Origin of the sequence: Sphingobium naphthae (genome assembly GCF_043589935.1) — a bacterium.
Lineage (GTDB): Bacteria > Pseudomonadota > Alphaproteobacteria > Sphingomonadales > Sphingomonadaceae > Sphingobium > Sphingobium naphthae_A.
On the sequence record NZ_CP171454.1, the window covers coordinates 2,613,619 to 2,637,496 of the forward strand.

Here is a 23,878-nt window from a genome sequence, read left to right on the forward strand (position 1 = left end):
GCCCGCGGGGTAGAGCATCAGGGCGGGGTGGTTCAAGCCGCTGCGGCCAACGGTGTGCAATCGGCGATATCGTCCAGGAAAGCGATCAGCCCGCGCTCCATGCGGGACAGATAGCGGGTGCGGCGTGGCAGCTTCAGCCCTGCGCGCCATTCCTCCTGCCCTTCCTTGCATAAGGCGATCAGGGCGGGATGGATGTAGGATTTGCGGCTGATCGCAGGGGTATTGCCCAGCGCCTCCGCCACCGGGGCGATCATCGCCTTGAGCGAAACCGGACCGGCGGCCAGCTGTTCGAAGGCGATGACGGACGCCCCCCAGGTGCGGAAATGCTTGGCGGTGAAGGGCGCGCCCATGGCCTGTGCGATATAGGCGTTGACGTCGCTCGAGCTGATCGGGCGGGCATCCCCATCTTCGTCCAGATACTGGAACAGATGCTGTCCGGGCAGGTCCTGCACCTGCCGCACGAAGCGCAGCAGGCGCGTGTCGGTGACCGCCAGCTGCTGCTCCTTGCCCGACTTGGCGCGGTATCGCAGCATCAGCTTGCGGCCGGCGATATCCAGATGCCGCCGCCGCAGGGTGGTGGCGCCGAAACTCTTGTTGGTGGTGGCATAATGTTCATTGCCCACGCGCAGCTTGGCGAGGTCGAGCAGGCGGACGACGGCGGCGACGGTGCGATCCTTGCGCAGGCCGCGCTTGGACAGGTCGCTGTCGAGACGCGCGCGCAGCTTGGGCAGGGCGCGGCCGAAATCGGGGCAGCCGGCATATTTCTCCGCCTCGCGCGCGGCGCGGAAATCGGGGTGGTAGCGATATTGCTTGCGCCCCCGATCGTCATAACCGGTCGCCTGGATATAGCCGAAGGGCGAGGGGCAGAACCAGCAGTCGCGATAGGCGGGCGGCAGGGCGATGGCGTTCAGCCGGTCGATCTCGTCCCGGTCCGTGATGCGCGCGCCATCGCCATCATAATAAGCCCAGCCCCGCTTGAGCGCGCGCCGCGTGATGCCGGGATGGGTGTCGTTCGTGTGAACGAGTGCGGATTGGGCCATGTTTTCCTTCTCATGCCGCAAAACCCGCCGTTCATCGCTTCGTTCCGCAACTCCGTCCGGGGGTCGGCCGTTCACAGGGCTCCCCCAAGCGAAGGAGAGATTTATGCCCGCCATTGAGCAGAGCCGCATCCTGATCGTCGCCACCGACGGGTTCGAACAGTCCGAATTGTTCGAACCGCGCCAGAAGCTGATGGACGCCGGCGCGACCGTCACTCTGGCGTCGCCCGCCACCGATCCCATTCAGGGCATGGAGCATGACAAGAAGGGCGAAACGATCACCCCCGACATCACGCTGGATGCCGTCCAGATCGGCGACTATGACGGGCTGGTGCTGCCCGGCGGCGTCGCCAACCCCGACACGCTGCGGATGAACGAGCAGGCGGTCAAGATCGTGCGAGACTTCGTCGCCTCGGGCAAGCCGGTGGCCGCGATCTGCCATGGTCCCTGGCTGCTGGTCGAAGCCGACTGCGTCGATGGCAAAACCGTCACCTCCTGGCCGTCGGTGCGCACCGACCTCGCCAACGCAGGAGCGCAGGTGGTGGACGAACCGGTCGTGGTCGACGGCAATCTGATCACCAGCCGCAAGCCCGAGGATATTCCCGCCTTCGTCGATGCGTTCAAGCAGGCCGTGACGGAAGCGGCGGCCATCCCCGCCTGAGCCGCGGGCCGTCGCCGCCTTCGGTGCGCCAGGGCACCGGGCGGCGGCGCAGCGTCGACATGGTCGCGAGCGCCAGCATCGCGCAGGCGCTCGCCGCCGGCACCGCAAGGATCAGCAACGGGGGCACCATGACCGGCGTGAAGATCGACAGGGCGCAGCCGACGAGCGCGATGCCGCTCGTCCGTCCATCGCCGTCCGGTCCCCGCAGCCATGTGATGCAGGTCGCGACGCCCGTCAGAAAGGCGAGGCTGTAGCGGAGGCCCTCGTGGGTGGTGATGCCCTGGACCGCGATCAGCGCGATCAGCAAAATGACCGCCGCTCCCCGCGTCATCCGGCCCAGCAGGACGGCGCTGGCAGGATAGACCATCAGTTCGCACAGCAACGCTGCAAAGGCGAGGGCCTGCGCATCCTGCGGGCTGCGCGCTATGATCGCGATGATCACCGCCGCCCCCCAGGGGAGCAGTCGCGCGGGCGCCATGCGAACATGGCTGATCCAGTCCAGCGCTCCACCGCGCCTGTCCCAGCGACGATCCGCAAGACGCAGTTGGAACCCGCTCAGCACGCACAAGGCGGTGACGCCCCAGCGCAATGCGCCAGTCCCAGCCACGGCAAACGCAAGCAGCAGCCCCAGCAGGATGCCCATCGCCATGTTCACAAAGGTCATGCCCTGCCTCATGCCGGCGCCCCATGGCCTTGCGCCAGCGCGGCATCCAGTTGTCGCTTGGCCGCCGCCTCGCGCTTGCGCGTCAGATAGGTGTCGAGCCCGATCTGAAGCGCCAGCATCATGAAGATGAAGGGCTGATAGGCGATGCCCACGAACAGCGATCCGATCATATAGATGATATGGCCTTGTTGCAGCGCCAATGCGAAGGGCGCGATCCACGCCTCGTCGGGGCCGTCGCGGTTGCGGTAGGCGCGTCGGATCGCCTCGGTCCGGATGAAGCAGACGAGGTGCAGCAGGGCCCAGATCGCGAAGCCGAAATAGCCCTGTTCGCCCAGCAGTTCGAAATAGGCGCTGTGATAGGCGCGGCCCCGGTCGGTCACCAGACGGCGTTCCACGCGCGTGCCGCCACTGTCCGTGACGGTGCTCTGGGCGAAATAGGTGAAGCTGTTCTGCAGATAATTGTCGAAGCCGCCGCCGCCCGGATGCGCCTTCACATAGTCGAGCGTCCACATCCACACCGCGACGCGAGTCGACGCGCTTTCGTCGCCCTGATGGTTCTCGATCGTCTGCATCCGCTGGGTGAAGCTGGCGGGCAGGAAGGGGATCGACACCAGAGCGGCGAACAGCATCAGCGGGCCGTAGACGAACTTGCGCTTCGATCGCATCAGCATCAGCCCCGCCAGCACGACGATGCAGACGAGGCCGGTGCGCGCTTCGGTGCCGACCGGCATCAGCAGGCAGGCCAGGCAGAGGCAATAGCAGAAGCTTTTCACCTTCCAGTCGGGCGGGAAGATGGTCCCATGGCGCGATAGCCACAGGATGATCGGGATCAGCGAGATGGCGACGCAGGAAATGATGCTGCCTTCGTACAGGCCGCTATTATTCTCGACCATCAGGTTGAGCACGCCATAGCCGCCGCCCGATAGGGCGGTCTTCATGCCGCCATTGATGATGATTGTGCTGGCGCACAGCACCATGAACAGCGACAGCGCCTCGATCCGCAAGCGGGTGCGCAGCACCAGCGGCAGGAAGACGCCGGCGATGATCGCCTTCCACACCCAATTCCATTTGGTCAGCGCTTCGGCCGGGAAGTCGGCGGTCAGGGTCGTATATCCGCACCAGGCAAGCAGCAGCAGCATCAATCCCTGCCGTGCCGAGAATCGGCAATCCTTCTTGTCGTCCACCAGCAGCCATGCGCCCACCATCAGGGCGAAGGCGATGGCGGAGATCGGGATGGAATTGAGCAGGAAATAGGACAGGCGCTGGGGCGATACGATGTCGATATAGGCGTAGAGGGCGACCAGCAGGAACGGCCGCCGCAGCCCCATCAGGCCGAAGACGCCGAGAAAGGCGATGAAGAACAGGTCACGCATCGCCGGCCGGCTCCTGCGGCGGCGGGTCGCGGTCCAGGTCGGCCCGCGGCAGCAACCGCCAAGCCGCGAGCAGGATCACGCCGTGGCTGATCAGCAGGGACAAAATGTCTATCATCGCTCGCTTGAATTTCCGCTCTTGGACGCTTCTCCTAGTCTGACAGAGTTGACGGGCCGTTAAACCTTTTGCGGCAGACGGGATTGGCTATGACTCGCATACTTCATGTGCTGGACCACAGCCTGCCGATGCACAGCGGCTATACGTTCCGCACCCGGGCGATCCTGCGCGCGCAGATCGCCAAGGGTTGGGACGTGCGCGGCATTACCGGGCGGCGGCACAGCGCAGGCGGACCGGATGTGGAGCAGGTGGACGGGCTGACCTTCCACCGCACGCCGGGCGATCCCGCTACGGGCAACGCGGTGGTGCGCGAATGGCGGGATCTCGCCGCGCATGCCGATGCGATCGACGCTCTGGTCCGCCAGTGGCGGCCGGACGTGATCCACTCGCATTCGCCGGTGCTCAATGCCATGGCGGCGCAGCGGGTGGCGCGCCGGCACGGCATACCCATGATCTACGAAATCCGCGCCTTCTGGGAGGATGCGGCCGTCGGCAATGGCACGGGGACGGAGGGCAGCCTGCGCTATTGGCTGACGCGGCAGCTGGAAACCCGGGCGGTTCGCAATGCCGATGCCGTCGCGGTCATCTGCGAAGGGCTGCGCGGCGATCTGGTCGCGCGGGGCATCGACCCTGCCAAGATCATCGTATCGCCCAATGGCGTCGATATGGCGCAATTCGGAACGCCGGTGCCGCGCGATCCCGCGCTGACGGCGTCGCTGGGGCTAGGCGGCGCGGATGTCGTCGGATTCATCGGCAGCTTCTATGATTATGAGGGACTGGACGATCTGATCGCCGCGATGCCGCGACTCGTGCGGGCGCGGCCACGGGCCAGGCTGCTGCTGGTGGGCGGCGGTCCGATGGAGCAGGCGCTCCGCGCGCAGGCCATGGCATCGCCCTTTGCCGATCACATCATCTTCGTGGGCCGGGTGCCGCATGATCAGGTCGAACATTATTATGCGCAGGTCGACATCCTGGCCTATCCGCGCAAGGCGATGCGCCTCACGGAACTGGTGACGCCGCTCAAGCCGCTGGAGGCCATGGCGCAGGGGCGGCTGGTCGCCGCGTCCGACGTGGGTGGCCACCGCGAACTGATCCAGGACGGCGTCACCGGCACGCTGTTCGCGCCCGACGACCCGGCGGCGATCGCCCGGTCGCTGGCGGACATGTTCGCCGACCGCGCCGCCTGGGACGAACGCCGCCGCGTGGCGCGCGCCTTCGTCGAGCGCGATCGTAACTGGTCGTCAAACATTGTGCGTTACGAACCTGTTTACCAAAATCTGTTTACACGGTCTTCCAGGGACCGCGCAGCGGCATGAACAGAAACGAAGTCGAGAGGTTGATAAGGGCGACAGGCAGACGCAGCGGGGCAATGGCAGGGCTGGCGGCGATCGCCGCAGCCGCCGCCCTGCTGGCGACGCCCGTCGGATTGCTAGAGACGGTGGTGGCGTCGAGCGGGCTCAGCGAAGCGCTGCCCGCCGCCGCGCCGCCCCTGGGACTGACGGCCCGGCTGCTGATGGCCGGGTTTGTGGGAATGCTGGCGGCAGGGCTGGTGGCGGCGATGAACCGCGATCAGGACGCCGCGGATGACGAACGGGACAAGGATGGGCGCCAGCATCGCGCCTCGGGAGCAAGACATATGGGTTTCGCCTTTTCCAAGCTGACCGCCCTGGCGCGCGGACGCGCTATGCCCGTGGCTGAACCGGACGCGCCCTCGCTGCGCCGCGCCGACGCGCATCCCGATGCGCCGCCGCGCCCGCCGATCTTCGCCAGCCGCGACTTTGACGGTGTCGAGATTTTCTCGCGCCCCGATGCCGGTCGCCGCCCGCTGGTCGTTGCGCCGGAGCCGGAAGCGCGCTCGGTGCTGCCGATGCCCAGCTTCGTCGCGCGCAGCCTGTCGACCGAGCCGGTGGAGGAGGAACGACCCGCCCCCGCCTTCGCGCCGCCCGCCCCTCGCTTCGATGCGCTGGTGGAGGAAGACGACGCGCCGTCGACTGAGGCCTGGGACGATGATGATGATGATGATGCATCGATTGAGGCCGCACCCCTGGCGGAAGCGCGGCCCGCGCCGCTGCCGCTGCCGACCCATGGCCTGTCGATCGCGGAACTGACCGATCGTCTGGAGCGCGGCCTCGCCTCGCGCCGCCGCATGGCGGGCGCCAATGCCGCCCCCGTGCTGGCGGACATGCCGGTCGCGCCGGCCGTACCCGTGCGCCAGAGCGTCGCGCCCGATGCCGACGAAGCGCTGCGCGCTGCATTGGGCACGCTGCGCACCATGGCCGCGCGCCGGCGCTGACCGGCGCATCACCAATCGCGGATCGTCAGCGCCGATAATTGCACCCATTGGCCCTCGCTATCCGATCCCTCCTCGTCGACCGTGATGTCGGCGACGAAATATTTCGGCAGCCTCCATTCCGCTTCGCTGAGCCCCGCTATGAAGCGCGCGCGCTGCGCCGTCGGCTCCCCGCCGGCGAAATGCAGTCGGATGCTATGACGCCGACCCTCGAACAGGGCGCTCGCCCATGGGCGGCTGCTGGCGCGCTCGATCGTCGTGGGCAGTCCCGCGCGCAGCAGCAATTGCCCCAGCAGCAGCGGCAGCGGATCGGCTTCGCCCCGGCCGATAGGTTGATTTCGGAGCAGGTTGGTGCGGCGGAACGAGAGATCCATGCTTGTCATTGGCCTTGGCTCCTGCGATAAGTGTTCATGAAATGTTCTACTCGTCTCGTCAGTCGCGCGCCTGGTTCGCGGCCTTGCCGCAGGTCGAACACCAGTCGCGGATCGCGCGCGCAGTCACGCCCGAACCGGGTGGGCCGCATGTCATGCTGGCGCAGAAATCTCTCGATCATCGGCAGAAGCATCAATTCTCGTCTCCCCCTTCAAGCCGACTCACCCCGTGCGAGTCGATAGGTGATTTCCTATCTCAAACTCATTTTCCTACTTGTCTAGGAAAAATCTTATCGGTAATGGACTGGCTATGGATCAATCGCAGGACGCCCGCGCCACGCTGGATCGGCTGATCGCCGATCGCGGGGAAAATTACGCCGATCTGTCCCGCCTGATCGGGCGCAATCCCGCATATATTCAGCAGTTCATCAAACGGGGAACGCCGCGCAAACTGGATGAGGATGATCGGCGCGTGCTGGCGCGCTATTTCGGCGTGTCGGAGGATATGCTGGGCGGCGGCGCGGCGGCTGTTGCGCCGTCCGTGCGCGGCCGCGGCCTGCCGGCCGTGGTGTCGGTTCCGCGTCTGGCGCTCGGCGCGTCGGCCGGCGGCGGCACGCTGGACGATGATGAGCGGGCGGCAGGCGTGATGGCCTTCGACGCCCGCTGGCTGCGGCATCTGGGGGTGCGGCCGCAGCGTGTGTCGATCATCCGTGTCGATGGCGAATCGATGGCGCCGACGCTCAGCGATGGCGATGACATCATGGTCGATCATGATGATGATGCCGACCGGCTGCGCGATGGCGTCTATGTGCTGCGCCTCGATGGCGTGCTGATGGTGAAGCGCGTCGCCCTGGGTCCGCGCAGGGGGCGCTTCAGCGTGCTCAGCGACAATCCCCATTATCCCGACTGGGCCGACATCGATCCCGTGCTGGTCGATATTGTCGGACGAGTCGTATGGACCGGCCGGCGCTTGCACTGACCGATCATCATCCCCATTGCTGCCCGGCAGCAGCAGGCTGCGCTCGAACCGGGAGCATGACGTTGAACGACAATGGCGCGGTGATCCGCAAGGCGATCGAATGGCGCGGCGCGCCGATGGCGCTGGCGACGGTGATCTCGACCTGGGGCTCCGCCCCGCGCCCGCGCGGCAGCCACATGCTGGTCCATCAGGATGGCCGGCTGGAAGGCAGCATATCGGGCGGCTGCGTGGAAACCGACGTGCTGCAGCGCGCGGCCGAGGTGATCGCGGGCCGCCCGGCGCATGTGCACAGCTATGGCGTTGCCGATGGCGATGCCTGGGAAGTGGGGTTGCCCTGCGGCGGCGAGATCGCGGTGCTGGTGCAGCCGGTCACGGATTCGGGCTTCGCGCCGCATCTGTTCGATCGCATCGCCGCCGCGAGCGAGGGGGGGCGGGCGCTGACGCTGGCGACTGACCTCGCCACTGGACGGACGCACGAGGGCATTGTCGAAGGCGGCTTCCTCAACCGCTATGACCCGCCCCGCCAGCTGCTGATCGTGGGCGCGGTCCAGATCGCCCAGTCATTGGTCTCGCTCGCGCAGGCCATCGACGTCCGGCCGGTCGTCATCGACCCGCGCGGCCGATTCCTGACTGAAGAACGCTTTCCCGGCGTCGAACTGGACGATCGCTGGCCCGATGAGGCGATTGCCGCCCGTCATCCGGGCGAATCGACCGCCATCGTGACGCTCAGCCACGACATCAAGATCGACGATCCCGCCCTGATCGCAGCGCTCAACGCGCCGACCGGCTATATCGCGGCGCTGGGATCGCGGCGCAGCCATGCGGCCCGGATCGGCCGGCTGACGGCTGCTGGGTTCGACGCGGACGCGCTGGCGCGGATCGACGGACCGGCGGGGCTGGACATCGGCGCGATCGGCCCGGCGGAGATCGCCCTGTCCATCACCGCGGGCATGGTCACGGGCTTCAACGCCAGGGGCTGAACACATGGATGCCCCCTGCCGCAAGGGAAGGGCAGGGGGCATGTCCTGAAGCTGTCGGGCACCAGTGACGGCCGCCCCGTATCAGAGGTGTATGAAACAGCAATAGAAAAATGCGAGCGAAACTAAATTTTCCGTTCGTAAAACTGCAACATCTTGTAATATTGTTGCAAGATTAGCAGCAGCGGCCCCCGTTGCGCCCACCATAGCGCGCTTCCTGCCGGTCGCGGAAAAAGGCCTTTTCATCCATCACGGGCGCGCCCGGATGATGATCGGCCATGTGGCGCAGATAGGCGTCATAGTCGGGCATGCCAACCATCAATCGCGCCGTCTGGCGGAGCGTCGCCCACAAGCGGGTCATTGCGCCGGCACCAGCTGCGCCGGGATTTCGCGCACGGTGGGCGCGGGAATCCGGCGCGCTGCGATGCAGGTCCGGATCGTGAAATAGAGCACGGCCAGGACCACGGCCAGAAACAGCGCCACCAGCGCGGCGTCGATCCGGTCGTTGAAGATGATCCGCCGCATTTCCGCCATCGACGTGGCGGGCGACTTGATCTCGCCCGCGTCCGCCGCCGCCGCGAATGTCGCCGCATGCGCCAGGAAGCCGACCTTGACGTCGGTCGAAAACAGCTTCAGCCAACCCGCCGACAGGGTGCAGATCAGCAGCCAGGCGGTGGGCAGCACCGTCACCCAGGCGAAGCGGTCCCGCTTCATCCGGAACAGCACGGCCGTTCCCAGCATCAGCGCGATCGCCGCCAGCATCTGGTTCGAAATGCCGAACACCGGCCAGAGCGTGTTGACCCCGCCCAGCGGATCGGTGACGCCCTGGTAGAGGAAGAAGCCCCAGGCCGCGACGCACAGCCCGGTGGCGATGATGCCGGGCGCATGGCTCTTGCTCTCCTTGAACGCCGGCACCGCCAGAGCAATCAGGTCCTGCAGCATGAAGCGCCCCGCGCGCGTGCCGGCGTCGACCGCCGTCAGGATGAACAGCGCCTCGAACAGGATGGCGAAATGATACCAGAAGGCCTTCATCGCCGGTCCGCCCACGACATGGCTGAAGATTTCGGCCATCGCCACCGCCAGCGTCGGCGCGCCGCCCGCGCGGCTGATGATCGTATGTTCGCCCACGTCCCTGGCCGTCTGGGCGATGACATCGGCCGTTATGGGAAAGCCCATGGCGCTGACGGCGGCGGATGCGCTGGCATCGTCCGGGCCGATGAGCGCGGTCGGGCTGTTCATGGTGAAATAGATGCCCGGGTCCAGGATCGACGCGCCGACCAGCGCCATGATCGCCACGAACGCCTCCATCAGCATCGCGCCATAGCCGATCATCGGCGCATGCGCTTCGCTGGCGATCAGCTTGGGCGTGGTGCCGCTGGAAATGAGCGCGTGGAAACCCGACACCGCGCCGCAGGCGATGGTGATGAAGAGGAAGGGAAAGAGCCCGCCGGCCCAGACCGGCCCATTGCCCGCGACGAACTGCGTCAGCGCCGGCATCCGCAGCGGCGGCGCCATGATGACGATGCCGAGGGCGAGCGCCGCGATCGCGCCGATCTTGAGGAAGGTGGACAGATAATCACGCGGCGCGAGCAGCAGCCAGACCGGCAGGACCGAAGCGACCGCGCCGTAGCCGATCAGGATCCAGCACAGCTGTACCGGCGTGAAGGTGAAGATCGGGCCCCACACCGGCGATTGCGCCACCGCCTGGCCGTAGACGATCGCGGCCAGCAGGCCGATCAGCCCCAGGATCGACACTTCGCCGATCCGCCCCGGCCGGATCCAGCGGGTATAGGCGCCCATCGCCATCGCCAGCGGCACGGTCGCGGCGACGGTGAACATGCCCCAGGGACTCTCGGCCAGCGCCTTGACCACGATCAGCGCCAGCACCGCCAGGATGATGACCATGATCATGAAGGCGCCGAACAGGGCGATCGTGCCTGCCACCTGGCCCATCTCCAGGCGGATGAGCTCGCCCAGCGACTTGCCGTCCCGGCGCATGGAAATGAAGAGGACCATGAAGTCCTGCACCGCCCCTGCCAGCACCACGCCGAAGATGATCCACAATGTGCCGGGCAGATAGCCCATCTGCGCCGCCAGCACCGGCCCTACCAACGGCCCCGCGCCCGCAATCGCCGCGAAATGATGGCCGAACAGCACGGTGCGGTCGGTCGCGACATAATCCAGCCCGTCGGCGCGTCGGATGGCGGGGGTGGGGCGGGACGGGTCCAGCCGCATCACATGGCGCGCGATGAACAGCGCATAATAGCGATAGGCGACCAGGAAACAGCTGACGGAGGCGACGACGATCCACAGTGCGTTGACGTTTTCGCCGCGCGACAGGGCGACGACCGCCAGGGCGACGACGCCGATGATCGCTGTCGCTATCCAGGGAAGATGCCGGGTCATGCGCGCCTCATGTCGATCGGGAGCCTGGCCGCGCGATGCTCCGCGCAGCGCCGGTCAGGCCGGAGGAGAATGTGAGACATCACCCTAAGCCCCCGCGCTCGAAAGACAACCGTTGCGCCGCGGCCAAGGAACGGAAGCGGCCCGCCGCCCGTTCCCTCCCCTCCCGATTGCGAAGGTGCCGCGTCATGACCTGTGATCCCCTAGCCTTCGATCCGCCGCCCGAAGCGAAGCAATTCTATACTGACAGCCTGGCGGAACTGGTCGCATCGGGCATCCCCTTTCTGCTGTCGGGCACCTATGCGCTGGGCTGCCTCACCGGCATCGTGCGCCCGACCAAGGATTTAGACGTCTTCTGCAAGGCGGGCGACGCGCCGCGCATCCTCGCGCATTTCCGCCAGCGCGGGCATGAGGTCGAGTTCGAGGATGAGCGCTGGATCGGCAAGGTATGGAAAGACGGTCATTTCTTCGACGTCATCTACAATATCTCCTCGGCCAGCCTGCCGGTGACGGAAGAATGGTTCCACGATGTCGCCCATGCCGAAGTCTATGGCACGCGGGTGCGCATTACCCCGCCAACCGAATTCATCCTCTCCAAGCTCTTCATCCAGGATCGCTACCGTTATGACGGCGCGGACGTCGCGCACATGATCCTCAAGCAGCATGAGGCGATCAAGTGGCAGCGGCTGCTGGACGCGATGGAGTTGCACTGGGAATTGCTGCTCATCCACCTGCTCAACTTCCGCTTCATCTATCCGACCGAGCGGCATTGCATCCCGCTCTGGCTGTTCGAGGAGCTGCTCGGCCGCTTGCAGACGCGCGCAGAGTTGCCGGTGCCCAATATCCGCGTGTGTCGCGGCCGGCTGCTCAGCCCCCGCGACTATCTGGTCGATATCACCGAATGGGGCTTTGCCGATGTGGTCGGCAAGGGACTGGAGGAAAGCCATGATCGAAACAAGTGACAGCCGCCAAGCCGGGCCGCCGTCCGGCAGCATCACCGTCGCCGCGATCGGCGACCTGCATGTGACCGACCAGTCGGAACATAAATATCGCGACCTGTTCGTCGAAATCGCCCAGAAGGCGGATGTACTGGCGCTGTGCGGCGACCTCACCAATTTCGGCAAAACGCGCGAGGCGGAGATACTGGCCGAGGATCTGCACGCCTGCACCATCCCGACCGTGGCGGTGCTGGGCAATCACGACCATGAATGCGGCCAACCGGAGGAAGTCGCGCGCATCCTGCACAGCGCGGGCGTGACCGTGCTCGACGAGCAGGCGGTCGAGATCAAGGGCGTGGGCTTTGCTGGCGTCAAGGGCTTCGTCGGCGGCTTCGGTCGGGGCGAACTCGGCGCCTTTGGCGAAACCGCCATCAAGGGTTTTGTCGAGGAATCGATCAACGAAGCGCGCAAGCTGGAAAATGCGCTGCGGTCGCTGCGCACGGACCGGGCGGTGGCGGTGCTCCATTATTCGCCGATCGCCAAGACGGTCGAAGGCGAGCCGCCGGAAATCTTTCCCTTCCTCGGCTCGTCGCGCCTCGCCGACGCGATCGACCGTTTCGACAATGTGCGCTTTGCCGTTCACGGCCATGCACATCGCGGCACGTTCGAGGGGAAGACGCCGCGTGGCGTACCCGTCTATAATTGCGCGCAGTTCGTGGTGTCGGAACAGTTCGGCCGGCCTTACGCCTTGATTGCCGTCTAAACCCTGTCTTTGCGCCAGGGCCAGTCGATCACGCCGCTGGCCCAGAGCGGCCACCAGATCAGCAGCGGCTGCAGCGCCAGCCTTGGTCCATGATACCACCAGCTCAGATGCGTCCCGCCCAACGGGATGTCGTTCAGCGCATGGTTGAAATTGGCTGGCGAGACGCAGAGCGCATAAAGCGCAAGGCCGATCGCAGCCGCGCGCCGCAGCGGGCGGATCAGCAGCCCCGCCGCGCCCGCCAGTTCGGCCACGCCGCTCAGCGCGACGACGACCGAAGGCGCGGGAACCCAGCCGGGCGTGATGGCAACGAAGCCGGACGGCCGCGTCAGATGCGCGACGCCCGCCAAAGCATAGGCGGCCGCCAGCACGAACAGGGCGATCCGCCGCCCACGTCCTGGCTGCGCATTCAATGCATCACGTCGATCTCAAGCTCGCCTTCATCCTCGCCGTCCCAATAATGGGCGCGTTCGGCATGGACATGGATCATGACCAGCCCCGGCGTGTCGGCGCCCTTGGCGAACCAGCGCTCCAGGTCGGGATTCCAATGCTCGGCGAAGCGTTCGCGGTCGCGCACCAGGTCGGCGCGGCCTTCCAGCGCGATGAACAGTGGACGCTGACCGAACAGGCCGCTTTTGCCGTGGAAGGACAGGCTGACGCGTGGATCGCGTTCTATGTCCTTCACCATCAACGTGTCTTCGGTGGTGAAATAATAGCTGTCGCCGCCATGGGCGACATCCTGATTATTGCTCATCGGCCGAGCGCCGATATGCCCGTCTTCGGTATGCGTGGACAGCATGGCGAAATCGATATGCTGCATCTTCTCCGCCAGGCTCGCCAAGGTGTGTTGCACCCGATCGGCCTGAGTCGGGTTCCTTGACGTAAGGGCAGCGTCCGACGAAGGGGGCGGAAAGGGTGCTGATCCGCCCGTGCGACGTCAGTAGATGCCGCCCTGTTCCTGCAGGAAGTCCGCGTCGGTGCGCTGGCGACCGCGCGCGACGGCGGCGGCGGCCTTGGCTTCCGCGGCTTTCGCCTGCGCTTCGGCCTCTTCCTTGCGGATCGACCGGCGTGGTTCGGTCTCGGGCTTGAACGCTTCCCAGATCACCGCCGGCTTGGCTTCGTTGCTGGGCCAGACACCATAGACGCGCTTGCCCGACCGGCGGTCGATCGTGACCATGCGGATGCCGGCCGGCGCGACGAAGGGCGTCTTGGGCATGGTTTCCAGGATCGGCGCCATCGCCGCCTTCCAGATCGGCGCCGCAATGCGCCCGCCCTGCGCCCAGCCGCCCAGGCTGCGCGGCTGGTCGTAGCCGACATAGACGCCCGCGACCAGGTCGGGCGAACCCCCCACGAACCAGACATTGGTGGGGCCGTTGGTCGTGCCGGTCTTGCCGAACAGCGGGCGCTTGAGGTCGGCCAGCACCGTCGCCGTGCCGCGCAGCACCACGCCCTCGGCGATGTGCACGACCTGATAGGCGGTCATCGGGTTCATCACCTGCCGGCCCTCGAAGCCGAAGCGCGGCATCGGCTTGCCGTCCCAGTTGGCCATGTTGCATCCGTCGCACGGACGCCAGCGTTCGGGCCAGATCACCTTGCCGCGGCGATCCTGGACATAATCCATCACCTTGGACGGGTTCTGCTTCCCCTGGTTCGCCAGCGTCGCATAGGCGTTGACCATCCGCTCCACCGTGGTCTCGCCCGCGCCCAGCGCGAAGGACAGATAGGGCTGATAGTCGCCGATCCCCATCGCCTTGATCGTGCGCACGACGCGATCCATGCCGGTCTGGCTGGCGGCGCGCACCGTCATCAGGTTGCGCGACTGCTCCACGCCCCAGCGCATCGTCTGCGGCCCGGCGCTGCCGCCCGAGAAATTGCGGAAGCATTTCTGGCCCAGCCCCGCGCCCTGGTAGACGCACAGCGGCCCGTCGACGATGATCGACGCCGGCGTCATGCCATTGTCCAGCGCCGCCGCATAGACGAACGGCTTGATGGTGGAGCCGGGCTGGCGCTGCGCCTGGGTCGCGCGGTTATAGGAGGAAAGGCGCGAATCGAATCCGCCCTGCATCGCGCGGATGCGGCCGCTATGCACTTCCTGCACGACCATGCCGCCCGAAACTTCGGGGATATTGCGCAGCGCCCAGTCCGCGCCATTCTTGGCCACGACGATCAGGTCGCCTGCCTTCAGCGCGGCGAAGGCTGGCCCGCCGCTGCGGCGATAGGCCATCTGCGCCATCGACGCGGGCAGGGTGCCGGTGGTGCCGTCCGAAAAGCCGATCTGCGCCTGCGACGAACTGCGGTCGATCACCACCGCGATGCGCCAGCCTTCATAATCGACGCCGACATAGCTGGCGGCCAATTCGCGTTCCCAGCCATTGCCGGGGTCGATATGCCCCACCGGCCCGGACCAGCCGCGCCCCGCGCCAAAGCGCAGCAGCCCGTTGCGCAGAGCGTCCTTGGTGCGCTCCTGCGCGACTGGGTCATAGGGGCTGCGCACCCACAGGCCGCCGGCATAGACGCTGTTGGGCCCGTCCTCCGCCTTCTCGCCGAAGCGTTCGATCAGGCGGCGGCGCACTTCCTCCATATAATAGCCGCCCGCCCGCGCGTCGAAGCTCGATCCGCGCACGGTGACGGTGCCCAGCGGCTGGGACTGCGCCTGGGCGCGCTGCGCCGCCGTGACCCAGCCATTGCGCTCCATCTCGCCCAGCGCCCAATTGCGCCGTTCGATCGCGCGGGCATGGCCGGTCTCGCTTTCCGGGCGGTAATTGGCCGGCCCCTTGGGCAGGATCGCCAGATAGGCCATCTCGTGCAGCTTGAGGTCCGCCACATCCTTGTCGAAATAGGCGCGGGCGGCCGCCTGCACGCCATAGGCGTTGCGACCGAGGAAGATCTGGTTGAGGTACAGCTCCAAAATCTGCTGCTTGCTCAGCACATTTTCCATGCGCCATGCGAGGATCATCTCCTTCACCTTGCGCGTGGGCGAATATTCGTCGCCGATCAGCAGGTTCTTCGCCACCTGCTGGGTGATGGTGGACCCGCCGCGCGCGCGCTGGCCCGATCCCAGCTTGCTGACATAGTCCGCCACCGCCCCGGCGAAGCCCGGAAAATCGACGCCATGATGCTCGAAGAAGGTCTTGTCCTCCGCCGCCAGATAGGCGCGGATCAGCAGCGGGGGATAATCGCTATATTGCAGCTGCACCCGCCGTTCGCGGGCATAGCTGTGCACCGGCTGGCCGTTGATGTCGCGCACCATGGTCGGCAGCGGCGGCTCATATTCCAGCAGTGTCGCCGCATCGGGCAGGCCGCGCGCGAAGATCAGCCAGAACAGGAAGACGGCCAGCAAAAATCCGCCCAGCAGGATCGCGAGCCAGCGGAACAGCCGCCGGCCCCAGAGCGGACGGATGCGGTCCATGGCGCCGCCCGCGTCACGGCGCAGGCGATAGGCGAAGGATGTCGGGGCGGTATCGGAACGGGCCTCTTCCATGGGGAGGAGGCTCTAGGGTCAAATCGCGGCCAAGGCCAGTGGCCTTTCGACGGGCCGCGCCATCAACCGCCCGCGCTCACGCCGCTCAGCGCCAGCTTGCGCGCGAAATGCACCTCGATCGCCCGGGCCACGCCGCGCGCGATCTTCTGCTGCCCCTCGCGCGAGGACAGGAAGGCGGAATCCGCTTCGTTGCTGATATAGCCGGTTTCGAACAGGATCGACGGCGTGTCCGGCGCCTTCAGCACCATCAGCGACGCGAAGCGATGATAGGCGCTGCGGAATGGCACATAGGGCGAGGCCTCGCGCTGGAGCAGCCGCGCGAAATTGGACGAGATATTGAGCGATTCGCGCTGGGTGAGGTCGATGAGGATCGACGACACGTCGCCCGACTGGCCGCCCAGATTGACGCCGTTGATGATGTCCGCCTTGTTCTCGCGCGCGGCCAGCCGCGCCGCTTCCCGGTCCGACGCCGTTTCCGACAAGGTATAGACCGTCGCGCCATGGGCGTCGGTATTTTCCGCGGCATCGGCATGGATGGAAATGAACAGGTCCGCGCCCATCTTGCGCGCGATGCCATAGCGTTCCTGCAGCACCAGGAAGCGGTCATCGTCGCGGGTCAGGGCGACGCGCACGCGTCCACCCTTGACCAGCTGATCGCGGATCGCCCGCGCGATCGCCAGCGTCACATCCTTTTCGCGCTTGCCGTTTTCGGTGTTGATCGCGCCGGGATCATGGCCGCCATGGCCGGCGTCGATCACCACCAGCGGGCGGGCGCCGTCATTCACGCCCTCGACCGGGGGCAGGGCGATGCCGCGCGCGGCCGGCGGGATCGGCACGGTGATCGAATGAAGGCGCTTGCGCGGACGTGCGGCCATGTCGGCGGCCGCATCGAAAAGCATGCGGCCGCGCCCGACTTCGCTGCGGAAACGGCTGTCGCTGACGCTCTGGATCGCGAAGCTCAGCGACTTGCCGTCCGCAGCGATGCGCGGTTCGGTCAGGGTGGCGGGGCTGGCAAGGTCCAGCACGACGCGCGCGCGCTCCGGGCTCAACTGGCCCTGCCGCACGCTCGCCACGGCGCCATCGCCCGGCGAAAAGGGGAAGCGGCCCGTCTGCGCGCCGTCTATATCGAGCGCGATGCGCTGCGGCCCCTCGAGCAGGAAGGCGGATGCGCCCTCCACCCGCTCGTCGAAGCGCACCACCACACGGTCCCCCCGCACATCGACGCCGGCGATGCCGCCTGCGTGGCCGGGGGTGGAAAAGAGGATGCCTGCCAGGGCAAGGCTCTGCAACATGCGCCGCTTGTGCACCGCACGCCCTTGGGCCGTCCAGCCAAATATCATCGACGTTGATCCGTCCAGCGTCCCCACGCTGAACGCCGGATTAAGCATCCCCCTCTTTTATCCCGGTAAAATGAGACGGTTAACGTCATCTTCATCATGATGGGCCAGAAGGCTCCAGTGCGCGTGACGCGCATGGCAGTTTATTTCGGCCAGCCGTTGCTCGCTGGGCTATTGACTGCTAACCATTCACATTCCTGCGAGAATTGCCCTTATCTGATGGCGCTTGCGGGACGCACGATGCGCCGGCCGTTTCAGGCGGGCGAGACAGAACAGGTTGACGCTGCATGAGGCATGATTTTCCATCCACGCTTGCCCCGGTAACGGGCATGGCGGCGTGGATGGTGCGGCCCGGCGCCTTGTCCGGCCCTGCCCTTGCAGCAGACGCACACAATTTCCTTCAAAACCGGATGCTTGCCTCCGCCGCGCTCTGTGGCGCGCGCGGGTGGGCGTCCCTTCACTATCGCGTGGCGGCGCGGCTTCACGCCGCAGCCCGCGCACGCCGGAGAATCATAAATGACAATGCGTATGCTGATCGATGCGCGCCACCGGGAAGAGACCCGGGTCGCGGTCGTCAAGGGTAACCGGATCGAGGAGTTCGATTTCGAATCGGCCGAGCACAAGCAGCTCAAGGGCAATATCTATCTGGCCAAGGTGACGCGCGTGGAGCCCTCGCTCCAGGCCGCCTTCGTCGATTATGGCGGCAATCGCCACGGCTTCCTGGCCTTCAGCGAAATCCATCCCGACTATTATCAGATACCGCGCGAGGATCGCGAGGCGCTGCTGCAGGAAGAGCGCGCCCATGCGGAGGAAGAGGCCGCGCTGCGCGCCGAGATCGAGGATGATGACGATGCCGGCGAGGACGGCGTCGAACTGGTCGAGGCCACGCATCATCATGATGACGAGGAAGCCGTCGAGGCGGACGTCGAAAGCGAAGCGCCCGAAGCGCCCAAGGGCGGTCGTCGCAAGCGCGAGAAGAGCGGCGACGACGCCGCCGACGAACTGCGCCGCAAGCGCATGGCGCTGCGCCGCCGCTACAAGATCCAGGACGTCATCAAGCGCCGCCAGGTGCTGCTGGTGCAGGTCGTCAAGGAAGAGCGCGGCAACAAGGGCGCGGCGCTCACCACCTATTTGTCGCTGGCCGGCCGCTATTGCGTGCTGATGCCCAACACGTCGCATGGCGGCGGCATCAGCCGCAAGATCAGCAATGCGGCCGATCGCAAGCGGCTGAAGTCGATCATCGCGGAGATGAACCTGCCCTCGACCATGGGCTGCATCGTTCGCACCGCGGGGCTTCAGCGCACCAAGCCCGAAATCAAGCGCGATTTCGATTATCTCGCGCGGCTGTGGGACGAGATTCGCGAAAAGACGCTCCAAGCGTCCGCGCCTGAACTGATCCACAATGACAGCGACCTCATCAAGCGCGCCATCCGCGACATCTACAACAAGGATATCGAGGAAGTCATCGTCGAGGGCGAGGATGGCTACAAGGCCGCCAAGGACTTCATGAAGCTGCTGATGCCGAGCCATGCCCGGCGCGTGAAGCAATATGCCGACGCCGTGTCGCTGTTCCAGCGCGCCAGCGTCGAGGATCAGCTGGCGGCGATGTACAATCCCGTGGTCCAGCTGAAATCGGGTGGCTATCTGGTCATCAACCCGACCGAGGCTTTGGTGTCGATCGACATCAACTCAGGGAGGTCGACCCGCGAACATGGCATCGAACAGACCGCCGTCGCCACCAATCTGGAAGCTGCCCGCGAAATCGCGCGCCAGCTGCGCCTGCGCGACATGGCGGGTCTGGTCGTCATCGACTTCATCGACATGGAGGTGAACTCCAACATCCGTAAGGTCGAGAAGGCGATGAAGGAGGCGCTGAAGGACGATCGCGCCCGCATCCAGGTGGGCCGCATCTCGGGCTTCGGCCTCATGGAAATGAGCCGCCAGCGCCTGCGCACCGGCGTGCTCGAAGCCTCGACTCGCCAGTGCCCGCATTGCGAAGGCACGGGCCTCGTCCGCACCGCGTCGTCGGCGGGCCTCAGCGCGCTGCGCATGCTGGAGGAAGAGGCGGCGCGTGGCCGCGGCTCCATCATCACCCTGCGCGCCAGCCAGGAAGCGGCTTTCTACGTCCTCAACAACAAACGCCGCGAGCTGGACGAGATCGAGCAGCGCTACGGCGTGCGCATCGACATCCTGCCCGATGGCGAGATCGAGGGCGCGCGCATGTCGGTCGAGGCCAGCGGCCCGCGGCCCGAGCGCGTCGTGACCTATGCGCCGCTCGCCGAGGAGGAGGATGATATCGACCTCCCCGAGGAGGAAGAGGAAGAAGAGGAGCTCGAGGAAGCCGAAGCCGCCGCCGAGCGCGAAGAGCGTGGCGATCGCGAGGATCGCGATGGCGGCCGCCGCCGTCGCCGCCGTCGTCGTCGTCGCGGTGGCCAGCGCGACGACAGGCGCGAGGCTGGCGCCGAGGCGGAGGATAGCGACGCCGGCGATGACGCCGATGTCGATGCGAGCGACGAAGCCGCTGACGAGGACGCCGCCGCCGACGCGAGCGATGCGGACACCAGCGAAGCCGAAGGCGAAGAGGGCGGCGCCCGCCGTCGCGGTCGCCGGGGCCGTCGCGGGGGCCGTCGTCGCCGGGAAGCGGGCGAAGCCGCCGCAGGCGAGCAGGCGGACAGCGCTGCGCCGGCTGAGGCCGAAGAGGCCGGGACCGATTCGGTCGCGGAGGAAGCGCCGGCCGCTGAACCGGTGAGCGCCGAAGCGGACGAGGCTGAGGCCGCGCCCAAGACGCGTCGCCGTCCCCGCGCCCGCAAGAAGCCGGTCGCCAGCGAAGGCGAGGGCGCGGATGCGGAAGCCGCGGCCCAGGCCGCCGCGCCTGCGGACGCGAACGAGGCTCCGGCCGACGCCGCGCCCGCCGCGACGGAAGAGGCCGCGCCCGAAGCGCCGGCCAAGCCCAAGCGCACGCGCCGCAAGAAGGCAGAGCCCGCCGCCGACGCCGAAGCACCCGCGGCTGATGCGCCCGCCGCAGAAGCGGACGCAGCCCCGGCCAAGCCCAAGCGCACGCGTCGCAAGAAGCCTGTCCTGAGCGAAGCCGAAGGGGCCGAGACCGCTCGCGAAGCCGAGGCCAATGTCGCGCCCGCGCCCGCGGAGCCGGCCGAGGCCGCCGCGACCGAAGCCGCGCCCGCCGATGGGCCCGTCGAAACCCCGGCCGAGGCCGTCGCGGTGGATGACGGCGCGGCCGGCGATGACGCCGATGGCGCCCCCCGCCGCGGCTGGTGGCAGCGCACCTTCGGTCAGTAAGCGTCCGATCTCCTGATGATGAAGCGCCGCTGCTCTTCCGGTTTTCACCGGTGCGCAGCGGCGCTTTTCATTGGGTCGCGCTTCAGGGCGCATTCAGGACGGTCATGGCACGGCCTGCCCGCAATGGCCCGATTGCTTCAGTTCCTGGCGCTGGCGTTGGCGTCCCTCGCGCTGGTGACGCGCCCTGCGCTCGCGCAGCGGATCCTGCGCGACGCGGAGACCGAGGCCTTCATGGCCGACATGTCGGCGCCGCTGGTCAAGGCGGCCGGCATGGCGCCCAACAATGTCCAGGTCCTCGTCATCAATGATCCGGAAATCAACGCCTTCGTCGCGGGCGGCCAATATGTCTGGGTGCATAGCGGCCTGATCGCGCAGGCGGACAATGTGAACCAGCTGCAGGGCGTCGTCGCGCATGAGCTGGGCCATATCGAGGGCGGCCATATCATCCGCTCGGGCGAGGGGATCAAGGACGCGACCAGCGTCACGCTGCTCAGTCTGGTGCTCGGCGCGGCCGCGATCGCCGCGGGCGGGGCGGAAGCGGGCATGGGCATCATGGGCCTTGGCCAGCAGGCGGCGATGAGCCGCTTTCTCGCCTTTTCCCGCGCGCAGGAAAGCTCCGCCGACCTTGCCGGCGCGCGTTATCTCCACACCGCCGGGATCAGCGGGCGGGGCAGCCTGGAATTCTTCAAGAAGCTGCAGAACCAGGAATATCGCCTCGCCATCCCGCAGGACAATAGCTACGGCCGCACTCATCCGCTCTCGGGCGAGCGCATCAATGTCCTGCGAGAGGTCTATACGGTCGATCCGGCCTGGGACAAGCCGGTCGATGCGCAGCTGGAGGCCCGCTTCGAACGGATCAAGGCCAAGCTCATCGGCTTCGTGTCCGAACCGCAGCAGACGCTGATCAAATATCCCGAAAGCGACCAGTCGCTCCCCGCCCATTATGCCCGCGCCTATGCCTGGCACAAGAGCGCCTATCCGCAAAAGGCGCTGGCGGAGGCCGATGCCTTGCTCGCCGCGGAGCCGCACGATCCCTATTTTCTGGAATTGAAGGGGCAGATATTGCTCGAAAGCGGTCGGCCGGCCGATGCCGTCGCGCCGCTGCGCGAAGCGGTTCGCCGCACCAACCAGCCGCTCATTTCCGTGCTGCTGGCCCATGCCCTGATCGCGACGGAGGATCCGGCAAATTTCGCGGAGGCCGAACAGGTGCTGCGCGTCGCCGTGCAGCGCGACCGCGAGAACCCCTTCGCCTGGTATCAGCTGGGCGTCGTCTACGAACGACGCGGCGACACGCCGCGCGCGGCGCTGGCCACGGCAGAACGCTATGCGATGATGGGAGACCATAATCTGGCGCTGCGCAGCGCGGACGTCGCCGTGCAAGGATTGAAGCCCGGCACGGTTGACTATCTGCGCGCGCAGGATATCGCCATGACCTCGCGTGCCGCGGTCGAGCAGCAGCGGAAGAAAAGATAGCGATGACAGACAATAACCGGCCGACCTTTCGCGCCGCTCTTTCCAACAGGACCATGCAGATGACCCTTGGCGCCTTCGCCTTCATCGCGGCCGCCGCCGGCGCCGCGCTCGCCGTGCAGGCGCCCGCCAGCGTCGGCGCGACCGATCGGGCCGCGATCGAACAGATCGTCCATGATTATATTCTCGACCATCCCGAAATCATCCCCCAGGCGATCGAGAAGCTCCAGGCCAAGCGTCTGTCGGGCGTGATCGACGCCAGCCGCAGCGCGCTCGAAACCCCCTATGCCGGCGCCTGGGAAGGGGCGGCCGATGCCGATGTCACCGTGGTTGAATTTTTCGACTATGCCTGCGGCTATTGCCGCGCCTCGCTGCCGGACCTCGGCAAGCTGGTGGGCTCGGACAAGAAGGTGAAGATCGTCTATCGCGAACTGCCGATCCTGTCCGAGGAAAGCGGGGACGCCGCCAAGGTGTCGCTGCTCGCGGCCGAGCGGGGCCAATATATGGCCTATCACAAGGCGCTCTATGGCGCGGGCCGGGTGACGCGCGACACCATCCTCGCCGCCGCGGCCAAGGCTGGCATCAGCAAGGGCGATGCCGAAGCGGCGATCGCGTCCAGCAAATATGATTCGGAAATCCAGTCCAACATCGCGCTCGCGCAGAAGCTGCAGGCGACCGGGACGCCCACTTTCGTCATCGGCGACCAGGTGCTGAGCGGCGCGGTCGGCTATGACGCGCTCAAGGAAGGCGTGGCGACCGCGCGGGGGAAGTAGCGCTATTGTGCTCCTGCTTTCGCAGGAGCGCTAAATGAAAACGTGCAGCGCCGCTCGCCATTGACTTCCCCGTCCCTTTTCCCTATCGGACGCCCCCTGACTGACGGCCGCTGCACAAGCGGCCCTTTTTTGTCACACCCGATTCTTTTGTTGTTTGAGGAATGAACGATGAAGCGCACCTATCAGCCGAGCAATCTGGTTCGGAAGCGCCGTCACGGTTTCCGCGCCCGCATGGCGACCCCCGGCGGCCGCAACGTGATGCGCGCCCGTCGCGCCCGCGGCCGCAAGAATCTCTGCGCCTGACATCATCGCGGGAAATGCCTGCCGCGCCGGCCATCATGGTTCGGCGCGCGGATTTTCTGGCGGCGAATCGAGGGCGGCGCGCGCCGATGCCGGGCTTTGTCCTGCTGGTGCGCGAACGCGGTGACGGCGATCCGGCGATGCGCTATGGCATCACGGTCACGAAGAAGATTGGCGGCGCTGTCATCCGCAACCGGATGAAGCGCCGTTTTCGTGTTCTGGCGCGCGAGCTGCTGCCGGACCATGGCATTGCCGGCGCCGACCATGTGCTGATCGGCCGGGATGGCGGCATCGAGCGCGACTTCGCTCTGCTGCGCGACGAACTGGCCAAGGCGCTGGGCAAGATCATGACGCGCCCGGTCGATGCGCCCCGCGATCCTGCGCGCCGAAAGGGCAAGCCGTCGGCCGGGAAAAGTCCTGCCAGCGCCCGATGATCGCCCGCCTGCTCATCCTCCTCGCGCGCTTTTGGCAGCTTGGTCCTTCCCGCATCCTGCCGCCGACCTGCCGCTATGCGCCCTCCTGTTCCGAATATGCGATTCAGGCCGTGCGCAAATATGGCGCGATCAAGGGTAGCTGGCTGGGGTTCAAGCGGCTAATGCGATGCCACCCATGGGGCGGATCGGGCCACGACCCGGTCCCCTGACACGACAGA

26 protein-coding genes are annotated in these 23,878 nt (G+C 66.6%); 14 read left to right on the plus strand and 12 right to left on the minus strand.

Features of this window, described 5'->3' with window-relative positions:
- Window positions 1-32: 32 nt before the first annotated feature.
- Window positions 33-1,040: a DNA topoisomerase IB gene (locus ACGGKE_RS12975; RefSeq protein ID WP_394438533.1), complete on the minus strand. Its 1,008-nt coding sequence runs from the start codon at window positions 1,038-1,040 to the stop codon at window positions 33-35.
- Window positions 1,041-1,143: 103 nt separating this feature from the next.
- On the opposite strand from ACGGKE_RS12975, the gene ACGGKE_RS12980 reads away from it, so the two are divergent.
- Entirely contained in the window at window positions 1,144-1,698 is a 555-nt protein-coding gene (locus ACGGKE_RS12980; RefSeq protein WP_317516839.1) for a type 1 glutamine amidotransferase domain-containing protein, read from the plus strand.
- On the opposite strand, the gene ACGGKE_RS12985 is transcribed toward ACGGKE_RS12980, so the two are convergent.
- The 3 genes from ACGGKE_RS12985 to ACGGKE_RS12995 are packed head-to-tail and all read right to left on the minus strand — an operon-like array spanning window position 1,658 to window position 3,850.
- Window positions 1,658-2,362 carry a hypothetical protein gene (locus ACGGKE_RS12985; protein ID WP_394438537.1) on the minus strand — a complete coding sequence of 235 codons (705 nt, stop codon included), beginning with the start codon at window positions 2,360-2,362 and terminating at the stop codon, window positions 1,658-1,660. The two genes, ACGGKE_RS12980 and ACGGKE_RS12985, sit on opposite strands and share 41 nt — an antisense overlap.
- Window positions 2,363-2,370: 8 nt before the next feature.
- Window positions 2,371-3,735, minus strand: coding sequence for a putative O-glycosylation ligase, exosortase A system-associated (locus ACGGKE_RS12990; protein ID WP_394438540.1), 1,365 nt, complete (start codon window positions 3,733-3,735; stop codon window positions 2,371-2,373).
- Window positions 3,728-3,850, minus strand: a complete 123-nt coding sequence (locus ACGGKE_RS12995; RefSeq protein WP_394438543.1) for a hypothetical protein — start codon at window positions 3,848-3,850, stop codon at window positions 3,728-3,730. Before ACGGKE_RS12995 ends, ACGGKE_RS12990 begins: the two co-directional genes overlap by 8 nt.
- 89 nt (window positions 3,851-3,939) lie before the next feature.
- Between ACGGKE_RS12995 and ACGGKE_RS13000 the strand changes: the two genes are divergently transcribed.
- Both ACGGKE_RS13000 and ACGGKE_RS13005 read left to right on the plus strand, forming a co-directional pair.
- Window positions 3,940-5,166, plus strand: coding sequence for a TIGR04063 family PEP-CTERM/XrtA system glycosyltransferase (locus ACGGKE_RS13000; RefSeq protein ID WP_394438546.1), 1,227 nt, complete (start codon window positions 3,940-3,942; stop codon window positions 5,164-5,166).
- A 53-nt stretch (window positions 5,167-5,219) separates the two neighbouring features.
- Window positions 5,220-6,143: a hypothetical protein gene (locus tag ACGGKE_RS13005; protein WP_394438549.1), complete on the plus strand. Its 924-nt coding sequence runs from the start codon at window positions 5,220-5,222 to the stop codon at window positions 6,141-6,143.
- 8 nt (window positions 6,144-6,151) lie between these two features.
- On the opposite strand, the gene ACGGKE_RS13010 is transcribed toward ACGGKE_RS13005, so the two are convergent.
- Both ACGGKE_RS13010 and ACGGKE_RS13015 read right to left on the minus strand, forming a co-directional pair.
- Window positions 6,152-6,523: a hypothetical protein gene (locus ACGGKE_RS13010; protein ID WP_394438552.1), complete on the minus strand. Its 372-nt coding sequence runs from the start codon at window positions 6,521-6,523 to the stop codon at window positions 6,152-6,154.
- Entirely contained in the window at window positions 6,520-6,705 is a 186-nt protein-coding gene (locus ACGGKE_RS13015; protein WP_228167967.1) for a hypothetical protein, read from the minus strand. The genes ACGGKE_RS13010 and ACGGKE_RS13015 overlap by 4 nt, the downstream gene beginning before the upstream one ends.
- 116 nt (window positions 6,706-6,821) lie before the next feature.
- Between ACGGKE_RS13015 and ACGGKE_RS13020 the strand changes: the two genes are divergently transcribed.
- Entirely contained in the window at window positions 6,822-7,490 is a 669-nt protein-coding gene (locus ACGGKE_RS13020) for a helix-turn-helix transcriptional regulator (RefSeq protein WP_394438556.1), read from the plus strand.
- 62 nt (window positions 7,491-7,552) lie between these two features.
- The gene (locus ACGGKE_RS13025; RefSeq protein WP_394442011.1) at window positions 7,553-8,470 is read left to right on the plus strand and encodes an XdhC family protein; all 918 of its coding nucleotides are present in this window, start codon (window positions 7,553-7,555) and stop codon (window positions 8,468-8,470) included.
- A gap of 172 nt (window positions 8,471-8,642) precedes the next feature.
- Here the strand turns inward: ACGGKE_RS13025 and ACGGKE_RS13030 are convergent, their stop codons facing one another.
- Both ACGGKE_RS13030 and ACGGKE_RS13035 read right to left on the minus strand, forming a co-directional pair.
- Window positions 8,643-8,828 carry a YbdD/YjiX family protein gene (locus ACGGKE_RS13030; RefSeq protein WP_394438559.1) on the minus strand — a complete coding sequence of 62 codons (186 nt, stop codon included), beginning with the start codon at window positions 8,826-8,828 and terminating at the stop codon, window positions 8,643-8,645.
- The gene (locus tag ACGGKE_RS13035; protein WP_394438562.1) at window positions 8,825-10,873 is read right to left on the minus strand and encodes a carbon starvation CstA family protein; all 2,049 of its coding nucleotides are present in this window, start codon (window positions 10,871-10,873) and stop codon (window positions 8,825-8,827) included. The genes ACGGKE_RS13030 and ACGGKE_RS13035 overlap by 4 nt, the downstream gene beginning before the upstream one ends.
- Window positions 10,874-11,058: 185 nt before the next feature.
- Between ACGGKE_RS13035 and ACGGKE_RS13040 the strand changes: the two genes are divergently transcribed.
- Window positions 11,059-11,832 (plus strand): nucleotidyltransferase family protein, encoded by a 774-nt coding sequence (locus ACGGKE_RS13040; protein ID WP_228167871.1) that lies wholly within the window; start codon window positions 11,059-11,061, stop codon window positions 11,830-11,832.
- A complete protein-coding gene (locus ACGGKE_RS13045; protein WP_394438566.1) occupies window positions 11,816-12,571 on the plus strand; it encodes a metallophosphoesterase in 756 nt (251 codons plus the stop codon). Before ACGGKE_RS13040 ends, ACGGKE_RS13045 begins: the two co-directional genes overlap by 17 nt.
- Here ACGGKE_RS13045 and ACGGKE_RS13050 read toward each other — a convergent pair.
- The 4 genes from ACGGKE_RS13050 to ACGGKE_RS13065 all read right to left on the minus strand — a co-directional run bounded on the left by ACGGKE_RS13050 (window position 12,568) and on the right by ACGGKE_RS13065 (window position 17,389).
- Window positions 12,568-12,981, minus strand: coding sequence for a DoxX family protein (locus ACGGKE_RS13050; RefSeq protein WP_394438568.1), 414 nt, complete (start codon window positions 12,979-12,981; stop codon window positions 12,568-12,570). The genes ACGGKE_RS13045 and ACGGKE_RS13050 overlap by 4 nt on opposite strands.
- Window positions 12,978-13,421, minus strand: coding sequence for a pyridoxamine 5'-phosphate oxidase family protein (locus ACGGKE_RS13055; RefSeq protein WP_394438570.1), 444 nt, complete (start codon window positions 13,419-13,421; stop codon window positions 12,978-12,980). The genes ACGGKE_RS13050 and ACGGKE_RS13055 overlap by 4 nt, the downstream gene beginning before the upstream one ends.
- An 84-nt stretch (window positions 13,422-13,505) precedes the next feature.
- Complete coding sequence (locus ACGGKE_RS13060) at window positions 13,506-16,049, minus strand: penicillin-binding protein 1A (protein WP_394438572.1); 2,544 nt, start codon at window positions 16,047-16,049, stop codon at window positions 13,506-13,508.
- 62 nt (window positions 16,050-16,111) lie between these two features.
- Window positions 16,112-17,389: an N-acetylmuramoyl-L-alanine amidase gene (locus ACGGKE_RS13065; RefSeq protein WP_394442014.1), complete on the minus strand. Its 1,278-nt coding sequence runs from the start codon at window positions 17,387-17,389 to the stop codon at window positions 16,112-16,114.
- A 96-nt stretch (window positions 17,390-17,485) separates the two neighbouring features.
- Here ACGGKE_RS13065 and ACGGKE_RS13070 point away from each other — a divergent pair, with 96 nt between their 5' ends.
- The 7 genes from ACGGKE_RS13070 (at window position 17,486) to yidD (ending at window position 23,869) form a co-directional block, all read left to right on the plus strand.
- Window positions 17,486-17,677, plus strand: coding sequence for a hypothetical protein (locus ACGGKE_RS13070; RefSeq protein ID WP_394438574.1), 192 nt, complete (start codon window positions 17,486-17,488; stop codon window positions 17,675-17,677).
- A gap of 225 nt (window positions 17,678-17,902) precedes the next feature.
- The gene (locus ACGGKE_RS13075; RefSeq protein ID WP_394438576.1) at window positions 17,903-20,683 is read left to right on the plus strand and encodes a ribonuclease E/G; all 2,781 of its coding nucleotides are present in this window, start codon (window positions 17,903-17,905) and stop codon (window positions 20,681-20,683) included.
- Window positions 20,684-20,806: 123 nt separating this feature from the next.
- On the plus strand, window positions 20,807-22,156 hold the full coding sequence (locus ACGGKE_RS13080; protein ID WP_394438578.1) for a M48 family metalloprotease: 1,350 nt from the start codon (window positions 20,807-20,809) through the stop codon (window positions 22,154-22,156).
- Window positions 22,157-22,158: 2 nt separating this feature from the next.
- The gene (locus ACGGKE_RS13085) at window positions 22,159-22,926 is read left to right on the plus strand and encodes a DsbA family protein (protein ID WP_394438581.1); all 768 of its coding nucleotides are present in this window, start codon (window positions 22,159-22,161) and stop codon (window positions 22,924-22,926) included.
- Window positions 22,927-23,094: 168 nt separating this feature from the next.
- A complete protein-coding gene (rpmH, locus tag ACGGKE_RS13090; protein ID WP_228167863.1) occupies window positions 23,095-23,229 on the plus strand; it encodes a 50S ribosomal protein L34 in 135 nt (44 codons plus the stop codon).
- Between the two features lie 35 nt (window positions 23,230-23,264).
- Window positions 23,265-23,660, plus strand: coding sequence for a ribonuclease P protein component (gene rnpA, locus ACGGKE_RS13095; RefSeq protein ID WP_228167964.1), 396 nt, complete (start codon window positions 23,265-23,267; stop codon window positions 23,658-23,660).
- The gene (gene yidD, locus ACGGKE_RS13100) at window positions 23,657-23,869 is read left to right on the plus strand and encodes a membrane protein insertion efficiency factor YidD (RefSeq protein ID WP_317516823.1); all 213 of its coding nucleotides are present in this window, start codon (window positions 23,657-23,659) and stop codon (window positions 23,867-23,869) included. The genes rnpA and yidD overlap by 4 nt, the downstream gene beginning before the upstream one ends.
- The last annotated feature ends 9 nt before the right edge of the window (window positions 23,870-23,878 follow it).